Here is an 11876-nt window from a genome sequence, read left to right as displayed (position 1 = left end):
CGCATCGGCCGGTTGGGGGACTGCTGCGCAGTCCAGCGGGAGCAAGCTCCCTCGCCACAAAAGCATCAGCCATCAAGCGCCCGCCCCGCCGACTCTCATCCCATCGAAGCGGCTACCCGCTACCCAAGTAGCATACGTCGCAGCCCGCAGGCTTCGTACACTCGTGTCTCATACACGCGCACCTGCGGGGGGTGGTCATGCAGCAGGTCCAGAGTGAAGGAGTGGTCAGCGGCATGTCCCAGGCCACCGATGCCCAACAAGTGGCTCAGGAGCTCGCGCGGCAGTTACTGCACCCGCATCTGGGCTTCGTGCTGTTCTTCTGTTCCGCCGAGTACGACTTGCAGGCGCTGGGCCAAGCCTTGCAACAGAGCTTCGGCGGCATTCGTCTGGTGGGTTGCACCAGCGCCGGGGAAATCACGCCGCTGGGCTACGGCCGCAACTGCGTGACGGCGGTGGGGTTTGATCATCGGCATTTTTCCATCGACGCCGAACTGATCTGCGAGATGGAGCGCTTCAGCCTGATCGACGCCCAGCAAATGGTCGAGCGCCTGGTCAGTGGCTGTCGCAGCAACACCTTGGCGCCGATCAAGGGCAACAGCTTTGCCCTGACCTTGCTCGACGGTCTGTCCAGCCGCGAAGAAATGGTCCTAGCTGCCTTGAGTGCGGCGTTGGGCGACATCCCGCATTTCGGCGGTTCGGCCGGCGACGACAACTACCTGACCCACACCCACGTCTATTTCGGTGGCGAGTTTCACAGCGGCGCGGCGGTGGTGCTGCTGGTCAATACCTGGCTGGATTTCGAGGTGTTCACCACCCACCACATCTTGCCGAGGGCGGAGAAACTGGTGGTCACCGGAGCCGACAGCGCCTCGCGCCGGGTCTTTGAGCTGAACGCCGAGCCGGCTGCCGAGGAGTACGCGCGACACATCGGCGTGCCGGTGGCCGAGCTCGATCACCGGGTCTTCGCCGCGCACCCCTTGGCCGTGCGGATCAACAATCAGTACTACGTGCGGGCGATCCAGCAGGTCCATCCAGACCTGAGCCTGAGTTTCTACTGCGCCGTGGAAAACGGCATCGTCCTCACCGTCATGACCCCCGGCCCGATGCTGCCGAATCTGCAAACCCTGTTCGAAGGCTTGCAGGAGCGCCTCGGCGATCTGTTGCTGACCATCGGCTGCGACTGTTTTCTCAGGCGTCTGGAACTGGAAGACGGCGGCAGCCTGGAGCAGATCGGGACGTTTTTGCGTGACCAGCGGGTGATGGGTTTCAACACCTACGGAGAACAGTTCAATGGCATGCACATCAACCAGACCTTCACCGGGGTTGCCATTGCCCGAGGCCGGTCCCTTGGACATCGTTGAGCTCCAGGCACAGCTCGCCAGCCTGCGCCACGACAATCAGAAACTGCAGCGCATCAACGGCGCGCTGATCGAGCGGATCGAATCCGGCGTCACGCGGGGCAATGATCCCTACGCGGCCTTCCAGCATTCGGTGGTGCTGGCCGAGCAGGTCCGTGAGCGCACCGACGCCTTGAACCAGGCCATGGCCGAACTCAAATCGGGCAATCACTTGCTCAGCGAAGCGCGCCTGCGGGCGGAAACGGCCCACCAACATTTGATCGATGCCATCGAGAGCATCTCCGATGCCTTTGTGCTGTTCGATGCCGACCAGCGCATCGTCCTGTTCAACAGCCGTTTCAAGGCGTTCTGGAGCAACAGCCGGGTGCGCATCAACGCCGGCATGCGCCTGGCCGAGGTCAAGCGCCTGATGTCCGCCACCGGGTTGTTCACTGAAGAACCGCGCGGGCATGCTGACGAAAACCTGATCTATCGCTTGCAGGACGGCCGTTGGTTGCAAGTCAGCGAACGGCCCACGCAGGAAGGTGGGCGGGTGATCCTGTTCACCGACATTACTGACGTCAAACTCAGCGAAACCGTGCGCCGCGAGCAAGCCGTGGCGCAGAAATCGCACTTGCTGCAACGAGCGGTCGACAACCTGTCCCAAGGCGTGGCCATGGTCAATGCCGAAGGCATCCTGGAACTGTGGAATCGGCGTTTCCTCGAGCTCAGCGGGCTGGCTCCGGTGGCGGCCCATCGGCCGTTTGCCGAAGTGATCGCCGACAGCGAGTTGAACCTGCTGACCCCGGCCAGTCGCGATGCCAACGGGCGGCACGTGCAGGAATGCGAGCAGCGCCTCTACGATGGCCGGGTGCTGGAAATCCGCAACCATCCATTGCCCACTGGCGGCTTCGTCAACACCTTCACCGACATCACCGAACGCTACCAGCACGCCGAAGCCCTCAGCGAAAGCGAGCGTTGGATTCGCCTGATCACCGACCATGTCCCCGCGTTGATTGCCTACCTCAATGCCGATCTGGTCTACGAGTTCACCAACAAGGTCTATGAAGAATGGTACTGCTGGCCTCGCGGCGTGATGCTCGGGCAGAGCCTGCGCGAAGTGCACAGCGAGCAGCATTACCAGCGCCTCGAGGCCTACGTGGCCCGGGCCCTGGCCGGCGAGAGCGTGACGTTCGAGTTCGCCGAAACCAACATCAACAATCAGGAACGCTACATGCTGCGCTCCTACGTGCCCAATCGCCTGGCCACCGGCGAAGTGGTGGGGATCTTTGTGTTGATCCGCGACATCACCGAGCGCCGCCGCACGGCCGAGGCGCTGCACCAGGCCTATCAGAATCTTGAGTTGCGGGTGCGCGAACGCACCACCGAACTGACCACCCTCAATGACCAATTGCTGCGCGAAATCGACGAGCGCCGGCGCGTGGAATCCCGTTTGCGCGAGGCCAAGCTTGAGGCGGAGCAGGCCAACCTGTCGAAAACCAAGTTTCTTGCCGCCGTGAGCCACGACCTGCTGCAACCGCTGAACGCGGCTCGACTGTTCACCAGCGCGTTGCTGGAACGGCGCGAGCCGGTGGCCAACGCGATTTTGGTGCGCAATGTCAGCAATTCGCTGGAGGACGTGGAAAACCTGTTGGGCACGCTGGTGGACATTTCCAAACTGGATGCCGGGGTGATCAAGGCCGACATCGCGCCGTTCGCCTTGAGCGAACTGCTGGAAAACCTTGCGACCGAGTACACCCAGGTGGCCAGCAGTGAAGGGCTTGAGCTGCATTTCATCCCGTGTTCGGCGCTGGTGCGCAGCGACATCCAGTTGCTCGCGCGAATCCTGCGCAATCTGCTGAGCAATGCCATTCGTTATACCTACAGCGGTCGGGTGGTGCTCGGGTGTCGGCGTCATCATCAGCGGTTGACGATCGAGGTGTGGGACAGCGGGATGGGCATTGCCGAAAATCGACTGGAAGAGATTTTCCAGGAGTTCAAGCGCGGCGACGTGCAGCGCCCTGATCAGGACCGTGGGTTGGGTTTGGGGCTGGCCATTGTCGAAAAAATTGCCGGGATTCTCGGTCACCGCATTCACGTGCGGTCGTGGCCGGGCAAAGGCTCGATGTTTTCCGTCGAAGTGCCCTTGAGCGCTACGGCGCCCAAAGCTCAACCGGCATTGCTGATGAGTGAGCCGATGCTGGAGCGTCTGCGTGGGGCGCGGGTGTGGGTGCTGGATAACGACGCGGCGATTTGCGCGGGGATGCGCACGTTGCTGGAAGGGTGGGGGTGTCGGGTGGTGACGGCGCTTTCGGAGCAAGACCTGGCGCGGCAGGTGGACAACTATCATGAAGAAGCCGACTTGCTGATCGCCGACTATCACCTGGATGATGAGCAAAATGGCGTCGATGCCGTGGCCCGGATCAACGCCCGGCGCGGTTCAGCGATCCCGGCGATGATGATTACCGCCAATTACAGCAATGAGCTCAAGCAGCAGATTCGTGAGTTGGGGCATACCTTGATGCATAAGCCGGTAAGGCCGATGAAGCTGAAGACGGCGATGAGTCATTTGCTTGGCCAGTCCCGGTAGTCCAGGTCGTAAACCGACCCTGTGGCGAGGGAGCTTGCTCCCGTTCGGCTGCGAAGCAGTCGTAAATCAGGCAACTCGATTTATCTGGAAGTTTGCAGGGGGCCGCTTCGCGACCCAACGGGAGCAAGCTCCCTCGCCACAGGGACCAGGGAAGCCCCAACATTCAACGCCGCAGGTAAGACCCGAAATCAATATCTCCGGCACTCAAGATCGCCTGCACCCGGTTGTGCACATTGAGTTTGCGCAAGATCGCCGAGACATGCGCCTTGACCGTGGTTTCGGCGATTTCCAAGGTGTAGGCGATCTGCTTGTTCGATTCACCCTTGGTCATGCGCTCCAGCACCAGCAATTGCTTACGGGTCAGGGCCTGGAGCAGTTCCGGCGGGAAGCTCGGGTTGTCATTCATGCGCCGGTGGGTGCCGCATTTTTGCGTGCGGATGATGTCCGGCGGCAAGTACACATTGCCATTGAGAATCTGCTGGATGGCCTCGGTCATCTGCACTCGGGGTGAAGATTTGGTGATGAAGCCCACCGCACCATAGGTGATGGCTTGCAGCACGATCTGCTTGTCCTGCTCGGCTGAAACGATCACCACCGGAATGGTCGGCGCCTCGTTGCGCAGGTTGATCAGGCCATTGAGGCCGTGCATGCCGGGCATGTTCAGGTCGAGCAGGATCAGGTCCAGGTCGTCGTGTTCCTGCGTCAGCAGCAGGGCGCTGTCGAGGTCGGCGGTTTCCATCACCTCGCTGCCGGGGAAACCGTCGCTGATGACGTTATGAATGGCTTCGCGAAACAGCGGGTGATCGTCGGCAATCAGAATTTTATACATAGCCTTTCACCTCATTATTTTCATTATGGTGTGGCAACAACACGCACGCGTAAAGGTCAGGGGAAGGGCTCGGGTTGGGCCGGTTCAACGGGCAGGTTGGCTGCCTGCCAGGCGTCCAGGCCGTCGCGGTACCAATACAGTGTCTTATAGCCCATGGCTGCGGCGCGTTTGACGGCATTCCAGCTCAGCCAGCAGTCAGAGCGGCAGTAGAAGACCAGCGGTTGCGCCAAGTCTCCTGCGGTCAATGCGTTCAGGTTACGCGCAAAATAGCCCTGCCAGTCAGCTGTCAGGTCGCCGTCGCCGGTATTGGCCAGCCAATGGCTGCCGGGCAGGTTTTCGTGGGGCTGGTCTTCGATGAATCGACCTTGCAGCCATTGGCGGCGGTAGACGTCGATCAGCATCGGGCGCGGTGTCTGGGTGAGCAGGGTTTGCAGGGCGGCGGTGTCGATGATGGCCGCGCCTTGAAGCTGATTCGGGGTCGGGCTGCGATAAAGGTTGATGCGATAGCCGTCGGCGGAGAATAGCGGCGTATCGGCGTGCGCGACGCCCAGCAACAGGCTCAGCGATAGCGCAGCTAGGGAAGGGCGCAACAGACGACGTCGGGCACGCGGCATGGGGTTCAATCCTTATAGTTATGAACCCATTACATGCCAGTCTCGGTGCGTTGGGAATGCGACGATAGACAGGAAAACCAGTACTAAAGTAGTAATTTCACCCGTGATCAACACAAATGTCCTGTAGGAGCCGGCTTGCTGGCGATGGCGGTGTGACAGATACACCGCATTGTCTGGATCGCCATCAAGCCGGCTCCTACAGAGGGTTTTGGTGTCAGTTGGTTTTTCGCAGGGCGGCGTGTTGCGGGTTGAAGGTGAGGACGGCGAGCAGGGCGAACAGCAGCGTCAGCCCCGCGCACACCGCCAGCGCCACTGGATTGAAGCGTTCGTACAAGGCAAACCGCACCAGCTCCACCGCATGGGTAAACGGGTTCAGCGCGCACAGCCAGTACAACCACTCGCTTGACTCGCGCATTTTCCACAACGGATACAACGCCGATGACAGGAAAAACAGCGGGAAGATCACGAAATTCATCACCCCGGCAAAGTTCTCCAGTTGCCGGATCGCATTGGACAGCAGCAGGCCCAGCGCACTAAGCATCAACGCCACCAGCAACAACGCCGGCAAGGCGAGCAACAGCCCCATGGCCGGTGGCTGCACGCCGTACACCCAGGCAATCGCCAGAAAAGCGTACACCTGCAACAGCGAAATCAGCGAAGTGGCCAACAGTTTGCTGCACAGCAGGAAGGTCCGGGGCAGGGGGCTGGTCAGCAGCACGCGCATGCTGCCCATCTCACGGTCGTAGACCATCGACAGCGAACCTTGCATGCCGTTGAACAGCAGGATCATGCAGGCCAGCCCCGGGATGATGTAGACCTCATAGGGAATGTAGGTGTCGTAGGGCTCGATGATCGCGATGCCGAGGGCTGCGCGAAAACCGGCAGCGAACACCAGCAGCCACAGCAGTGGCCGCACCAACGCACTGAGAAACCGTGTGCGCTGCAACACAAAACGCAGCCATTCACGCAACACGATGCCGCTGAAGCATTGCCAATACGCATTCATCGGGCGGCTCCTGATGTCGTCAAACGGGTGAAGGCCGAACCGAGGTCGCCGCCATGTGCCTGGCTCAAGGCATCCGCCCGCCCGCTAGCCACCAGACGGCCCTGATGAAGAATCAGCAAGTCATCGCTCGGCTGCACTTCATCCAGCAAATGGGTGGTCCAGAGCACGCTGATGTGCTGCTCGCGGCACAGACCTCGAATGTGTTGATTGAGCGCCAGCCGGCTGGCCGGATCGAGGCCGACACTGGCCTCGTCGAGCAGCAACAGCCGTGGCTCATGCAACAAGGCGCGTGCGATTTCCACCCGGCGGCGGTGACCGCCATTAAGTTCGCGGACCCGCTCGCGACGGCGATCCGTCAGCGCCTGGCGGGCCAGCTCGGCGTCGACCCGCAGGCCGGTCTGACGCCGGGACATGCCATGCAGCGCGGCGTGATAACGCAGGTTTTGCTCAACGCTGAGGTCCAGGTCCAGCGTGCTTTGCTGGAACACCACGCCCAATTGCTTGAGCGCCGGGCGCGCTGCGGTGCGCAACGAGCAGCCGCCGACCCGGATGTCCCCGCGCTGCAAATCATAGAGCCGAGTGAGCAGGGCAATCAGCGTCGACTTGCCCGCGCCGTTTGGCCCCAGCAACGCCGCGAAACGCCCGGGCGCCAGGCTGAAATTCACCTGCCGCAACGCCTCTCGCGCGCCATAGGCGAAGCTCAGTTCGCTGACTTCCAGTGCGTTCATGGCGTCACCACCACGCCCCACGGGTAGCGCCCGACTTTCACCGATTTGGTCACTTTGAGGCTGTCGACATCAATCACCGACACGTCACCGCTGACGCCGTTGGTGGCCAGCAACTGCTTTTGGTCGGGGGTGAACGACATCTGCCAGACCCGCCGGCCAACCAACAGATAATCAAGAATCTCGAAGGTTTTGGCGTCAATTACCGCCACATGATTGGCCGGCCCGAGCGCGACGAAACCGTACTTGCCGTCGGCGCTGAGTTTGATGCCCACCGGCTGGACTTTGTCCGGGTGCACGCCCTTGATCTGGAAGGTTAGCGTCTTGAGGATCTTGCGGGTGGCGACGTCGAGAATGGTCACTGTCCCGCCAATTTCCGCCGAGGCCCAGAGTTGCGACCCTTCAGGTGAAAACTCGACGAAACGCGGCCGTTGATCCACCAAGGTGCTTTCGGCCAGGGTCTGGGTGCTGGTGTCGATCCAGTGCAGCATGTTCGTGGTTTCGCTGGTGTTCACCGCCCACTTGCCGTCGGGGCTGACGGCCATGCCTTCGGGTTCGACGCCGACGTTGATCTGGCTCAGCACCTTCGAGGTTTCGGTGTCGATCACCGTCACCAGCGCATCGTCCTCGTTGGAAACGTATAGCCAGCGGTTGTTGGGATGCAGGGCGAACTGCTCGGGGTCTTTGCCCGAGGGCAGTTCCTTGATGATCTTGCGCGTGGCGACGTCCATCACCTGGACGCGGTCCGAGTCGCTGGCGCAGATGTACAGCAGCTTGTTGTCGTGGGACAGCAGCAAACCGCGCGGGCGTTGGCCGACGGGCAGGGTGTCGGTGACTTGCAACGTCTGCAGGTCGATCAGGCTCAGGCTGTTGTCTTTTTCGTTGGAGACCCAGGCGGTAGAGGCGGCGGCGTGCCCGGCGGCGAGCAGCAAGGCGCAAGAGAGCAGGGTGCGGCGCATGATGGATTCCTTTTTGTTGTAGTTGTTGTGGCGGATCAGGGAAAGCGGCAGCTGACCTCCGGCTTGTCGTAGCCAAGGCTGTCCATTTCGTTGAAGGGGTGCAGGAAACCGTCCTGCGGCGACGTGCTGACCAAGGCTCGGGGCTGGACGATGGGAATCGGTTGGCGCAACTGACCGTTCCACGGGCGATAACTGAGCTTGCGCCCCTTGAATCCGTCCAGCGGCAATTGATCGCTTATTTCCAGCGCACGGATCGCCACCGGATCGACCTGCCGCAATTTGCTCACCGCACTGGCGATGCTGCGCACGGCGATCCAGGCGGCGAAATCCCGGTCATTCATCCAGCGCCCGGCCAGGGCTTCGAAGCGTTTCTGCAATTGGGCGGCGCCGTAGGTTTCCACGGTTTTGTGCCAGCCCACCGGGGTCAGGCCCTGAGTGCCGGCGACTGGCCGTGGGTACCAGGTCTGGTAGGGCACGTATTCGCCAAAATCGCCACGTTCGTCCGCCACCAGCACCACATCGTATTCGGCGGTCTGGGTGAAGAGCGGCATGTCGGCCTGGGCGCTGCGACGCTGATCGTTGTCGAAGCTCCAGGCTTTTTCCGCGACCAGTTTCAGCCCGAAGCGTTTGGCGGCGCGACGCAGGGCGGCGGCGTAGGCCTGATCGTCCGGGGTCGGGCCGACGATCAGCAGCGCCCGTTGCCATTTGCGCACCACCAGGAATTGCGCCAGTGCATCGGCGAGCATCGCCCGGCTCGGCAGGGTGTGCAGCACGTTCGGCAGGCAGTCGGTGGTGCGCAGGCTGTCATCCGGGCTGCCGGCGTTGAACAGCAAGCTGTCGGGCAGCACGGCGCTGAGCCGGCGCAGACTCTCCACCGGCGCATTCACCACAAACAGGCGAAGACCCTGTGCATGCTGGGCCTTGGCCGCGTCGATCAGGGCATCCGGGCTGTCGGCATTGGTGCTGACGAGGCTGTAACTCTGGTTAAGAAAGCGCCCGGTGCTGTTGCTGTCGGTGATCGCCAGTTCGGCGCCGCGAAGCCCGGCATCGAGCGGTTCGCGAATCACGTTGGACAGCAGCGGGCCGGGGTCAGGCCGATAGCCCAGATAGCCGATCTGCACCTGCAACGGCGCATCCGCCGCCTGGCTCTGCGTCGCCAGCCCGGCGGCACAGGCAATCGCCAGCAGGTAGATCAGGGCGTAAGGGGCAAGCTGGCGCATAAAGGCACTCCATTACAGGTAGCGCCAGCATAGGAAGCCTGCGAGGCAGATTGAAATATGCAGAAAGTACCAGTCAGGCAGTACCAAGGTAGTAGCTCGCCCGGAGCGGCGCGGTTTTAGCCTGGGTAATGACGGCCATCACACTGGAGGAGATTGACCATACGTATTCTCAAAGCGCTGCTCCTGCCGTTGTTGTTGATCCTGACCCTGATCGGCGTCGACAAACTCCATGGCCCGCAACCGGCATTCGTGTCGGTATTGCCCGCGACACCAGGGCGCTAGGCGTGTCAGTCCTGTGGTGGATCAACCTGCGAGTCTGCGGTTTTTTCGCCGTGATCATGCGGGTGTTGCTCCACAAGCCCTACTACCAAGGGATTAGACGGCGGCCACCAAAGCAGCATGGGGATTGTGCGAGGCCGGTACCAAGATGGGTGCCATAGCCTCTTCAACGAGGTTTTGCGTGCAATCTTGAGGGCATAACAATGACAACAAAACGCAACGCCTTGCTCGTTGCCGGACTGCTGGCCGGTTTTATAAGTGCAGGCTCCGTCTGGGCCCACGGCAACGTGGTACCGCAGGCAATCGCCACTCCTGGCCTGACCCCGATCAAGGACGCCGGCGTGCAGGTGGATGCCGATGGATGGGCGGCGGTGAATCCGTATCGCTCCTCCCCGGAACACGATAAGGCCGTGGAAATCGGCTCTTCGGCGTACAACCAGAACTGTGCGGCCTGTCATGGCCTGGAAGCCAAGTCCGGTGGCATCGCCCCCGATTTGCGCATGCTCGATGTCGGTGACGCGGGGGATGAATGGTTCGTCGAGCGCGTGCGTCACGGCGCCGTGCGGGATGGCCGGGTCTACATGCCGAAAATGGCCGATTACTTGAGTCAGGAAGCTCTGTGGGCGGTGCGCTCCTACCTGGACACTGTTCACGTCGAGGAGTAACCCATGCGCCTGCTCGCTGTATTTTTCAGCGCTGTGTTGCTGTGCTGCCAGGCCGTGCAGGCGCAGGTTCGTACCTATGACGAAATGATCGCTGCCGGGGAGCTGAAAGTGGCGGTCTACAAGGACTTCGCCCCCTACAGTTTTGAAGACGCCGGCCAGCCTCGCGGGGTGGATGTCGAGCTTGCCGGAGCCTTGGCCAAAGCGCTGGGCGTGCGCCTGACGCTGATCTGGGCGCCCGCCGGCGAGAAGCTCGATGACGACCTGCGCGACTACATCTGGCGGGCCAGTCAGCTGCATGATCTGCAACTGGCCGACCTGATGATGCGCGTGCCGTATGACCGCGATTACGCGCAAAAACGCAACGAACTGGGTGAGCTGGAAAACGGCCATGTGGTGATGTTCGGGCCGTACCAGAACGAACAATGGCAAGTCGCCTATGATCGCCGCCGTCTCGACAAGGTGGGCAGCGTCGCGGTGTTCGAGCACCACCCGATCGGCGTCGAAGTCGACAGCGTGCCGTCGTTCTACCTGACCTCGGTGTTTAGCGGCATGCTCGCCGGCAAAACCCACCACTATCCCGGTGTCCCCCAAGCCTTCGCAGCGATGAAGGCCGGTGAAGTCGACGCGGTGATGGCGATGCGTGGCGAGATCGACTGGCAAGTTCACGAAGCCAACGATCCGCAGGTGGCGCTGGCGGAAAACGCCTACCCGAACATGGGCAAGCAGCTTTGGGAGATCGGCATGGCGGTGCATGAAAGCAACCGTCAGCTGGCCTATGCCGTGGAAGAGGCGCTGGAGGGCTTGATCCGCGAGGGTGCGGTCAAGACCATTTATGGTCATTACGGCCTGCGCTATGACGTGCCCGAGATGTACCAACCGTGAACTGGCGAGCGAGTTGTCTGTTGCTCTGCTGGTTACCCCTGGCGGCGCACGCTGCCGATATCGAGCCGGGCAAAGACCCGGTGCCCTCGGTGATGTGGGCCTTCTACCACAAGCAGATGCTCGCCAATGCGCCGTTCGTGTTCGATGACCGAGTCAAGCTGCTCGCGCCGCCGTTCGCCGAAGATGCCCGGCAAGTGCCGCTGGAAATCGACGCCCGGGCGTTCAAAGGCGAAGTGGTGAAAATCCTTGCCTGGGCGGAACTCAATCCGCTGCCGAAGATTGTTGATTTCAAACCGCTCGACCGCGTATTGCCGTGGCTGTCGATCCGCATCCGTATCGAGCAAGCCACGCCATTGCGCGCGGCGGTGCTGACCCGCGACGGCCTCTGGCATGTCGGCTCGACGCTGATCGATGCAGCGGGCGGTGGATGCACCGCGCCCAGCGTCGTGCGCACCGAGCCTGGCTGGGAAGAGCACATCGGCGAAGTATTGGGTGGTCGTTATCCACGCGGCGAGTTCAGCCGGGTGCGCTTGCAAGTGGCGCATCCGATGGACAACGGCATGGTCAGCGGCATCCCGGAATTCTTCATCAACCATGCCGAACTGCGGGACGGGAACGATCAGCTACTGGCACGACTGGAGCTGTTTCCCGCCGTCAGCGAAAACCCCAGCCTGGCCTTCGACATCGAAGGGGCAGGGCAGACGCGCCTGGTGCTGCGCGACAACAGCGGCAATCAGTTCGATGCGGCCATACCCTGACCCCAAGGAGCG

12 protein-coding genes are annotated in these 11876 nt (G+C 61.7%); 6 read left to right on the top strand and 6 right to left on the bottom strand.

Features of this window, described 5'->3' with window-relative positions:
* Nucleotides 1-197 precede the first annotated feature (197 nt).
* Both nosP and nahK read left to right on the top strand, forming a co-directional pair.
* Nucleotides 198-1361 (top strand): nitric oxide-sensing protein NosP, encoded by a 1164-nt coding sequence (nosP, locus tag ACA075_RS16890; RefSeq protein WP_497293984.1) that lies wholly within the window; start codon nt 198-200, stop codon nt 1359-1361.
* Complete coding sequence (gene nahK / locus ACA075_RS16885; RefSeq protein WP_497299280.1) at nt 1330-3927, top strand: hybrid sensor histidine kinase/response regulator NahK/ErcS'; 2598 nt, start codon at nt 1330-1332, stop codon at nt 3925-3927. Before nosP ends, nahK begins: the two co-directional genes overlap by 32 nt.
* 163 nt (nt 3928-4090) lie before the next feature.
* Here nahK and ACA075_RS16880 read toward each other — a convergent pair whose 3' ends face one another.
* The 6 genes from ACA075_RS16880 to ACA075_RS16855 form a co-directional block, all read right to left on the bottom strand.
* Nucleotides 4091-4756 (bottom strand): response regulator transcription factor, encoded by a 666-nt coding sequence (locus ACA075_RS16880; RefSeq protein WP_094471953.1) that lies wholly within the window; start codon nt 4754-4756, stop codon nt 4091-4093.
* A 56-nt stretch (nt 4757-4812) separates the two neighbouring features.
* On the bottom strand, nt 4813-5370 hold the full coding sequence (locus ACA075_RS16875) for a PQQ-dependent catabolism-associated CXXCW motif protein (RefSeq protein ID WP_497293982.1): 558 nt from the start codon (nt 5368-5370) through the stop codon (nt 4813-4815).
* 214 nt (nt 5371-5584) lie between these two features.
* Nucleotides 5585-6376 (bottom strand): ABC transporter permease, encoded by a 792-nt coding sequence (locus tag ACA075_RS16870; protein WP_497293980.1) that lies wholly within the window; start codon nt 6374-6376, stop codon nt 5585-5587.
* The gene (locus ACA075_RS16865; RefSeq protein ID WP_497293979.1) at nt 6373-7104 is read right to left on the bottom strand and encodes an ABC transporter ATP-binding protein; all 732 of its coding nucleotides are present in this window, start codon (nt 7102-7104) and stop codon (nt 6373-6375) included. The genes ACA075_RS16870 and ACA075_RS16865 overlap by 4 nt, the downstream gene beginning before the upstream one ends.
* The gene (locus ACA075_RS16860) at nt 7101-8060 is read right to left on the bottom strand and encodes a YVTN family beta-propeller repeat protein (RefSeq protein WP_497293977.1); all 960 of its coding nucleotides are present in this window, start codon (nt 8058-8060) and stop codon (nt 7101-7103) included. The genes ACA075_RS16865 and ACA075_RS16860 overlap by 4 nt, the downstream gene beginning before the upstream one ends.
* A gap of 35 nt (nt 8061-8095) precedes the next feature.
* Nucleotides 8096-9280, bottom strand: coding sequence for an ABC transporter substrate-binding protein (locus tag ACA075_RS16855; RefSeq protein WP_497293976.1), 1185 nt, complete (start codon nt 9278-9280; stop codon nt 8096-8098).
* 153 nt (nt 9281-9433) lie between these two features.
* Between ACA075_RS16855 and ACA075_RS16850 the strand changes: the two genes are divergently transcribed.
* From ACA075_RS16850 to ACA075_RS16835, 4 genes are all read left to right on the top strand, one after another.
* Nucleotides 9434-9562, top strand: a complete 129-nt coding sequence (locus ACA075_RS16850; RefSeq protein WP_497299358.1) for a hypothetical protein — start codon at nt 9434-9436, stop codon at nt 9560-9562.
* A gap of 200 nt (nt 9563-9762) precedes the next feature.
* On the top strand, nt 9763-10224 hold the full coding sequence (pedF, locus tag ACA075_RS16845; protein WP_497293974.1) for a cytochrome c-550 PedF: 462 nt from the start codon (nt 9763-9765) through the stop codon (nt 10222-10224).
* Between the two features lie 3 nt (nt 10225-10227).
* On the top strand, nt 10228-11106 hold the full coding sequence (locus ACA075_RS16840; protein ID WP_497293973.1) for a substrate-binding periplasmic protein: 879 nt from the start codon (nt 10228-10230) through the stop codon (nt 11104-11106).
* Nucleotides 11103-11864 (top strand): quinoprotein dehydrogenase-associated SoxYZ-like carrier, encoded by a 762-nt coding sequence (locus tag ACA075_RS16835; RefSeq protein WP_497293972.1) that lies wholly within the window; start codon nt 11103-11105, stop codon nt 11862-11864. The genes ACA075_RS16840 and ACA075_RS16835 overlap by 4 nt, the downstream gene beginning before the upstream one ends.
* The last annotated feature ends 12 nt before the right edge of the window (nt 11865-11876 follow it).

It is taken from the genome of Pseudomonas sp. LBUM1663 (genome assembly GCF_059695905.1).
Note: the sequence above shows the minus strand (reverse complement) of the source record. Positions and strands in the feature narration are given on the sequence as shown.

Bases quoted from the DNA above. Each gene is read 5' to 3' on its own strand.
- ACA075_RS16880 (WP_094471953.1), bottom strand. From the start codon at position 4,756: ATGTATAAAATTCTGATTGCCGACGATCACCCGCTGTTTCGCGAAGCC.
- ACA075_RS16870 (WP_497293980.1), bottom strand. From the start codon at position 6,376: ATGAATGCGTATTGGCAATGCTTCAGCGGCATCGTGTTGCGTGAATGG.
- nosP (WP_497293984.1), top strand. From the start codon at position 198: ATGCAGCAGGTCCAGAGTGAAGGAGTGGTCAGCGGCATGTCCCAGGCC.
- pedF (WP_497293974.1), top strand. From the start codon at position 9,763: ATGACAACAAAACGCAACGCCTTGCTCGTTGCCGGACTGCTGGCCGGT.
- ACA075_RS16860 (WP_497293977.1), bottom strand. From the start codon at position 8,060: ATGCGCCGCACCCTGCTCTCTTGCGCCTTGCTGCTCGCCGCCGGGCAC.
- ACA075_RS16875 (WP_497293982.1), bottom strand. From the start codon at position 5,370: ATGCCGCGTGCCCGACGTCGTCTGTTGCGCCCTTCCCTAGCTGCGCTA.
- ACA075_RS16865 (WP_497293979.1), bottom strand. From the start codon at position 7,104: ATGAACGCACTGGAAGTCAGCGAACTGAGCTTCGCCTATGGCGCGCGA.
- ACA075_RS16855 (WP_497293976.1), bottom strand. From the start codon at position 9,280: ATGCGCCAGCTTGCCCCTTACGCCCTGATCTACCTGCTGGCGATTGCC.
- ACA075_RS16840 (WP_497293973.1), top strand. From the start codon at position 10,228: ATGCGCCTGCTCGCTGTATTTTTCAGCGCTGTGTTGCTGTGCTGCCAG.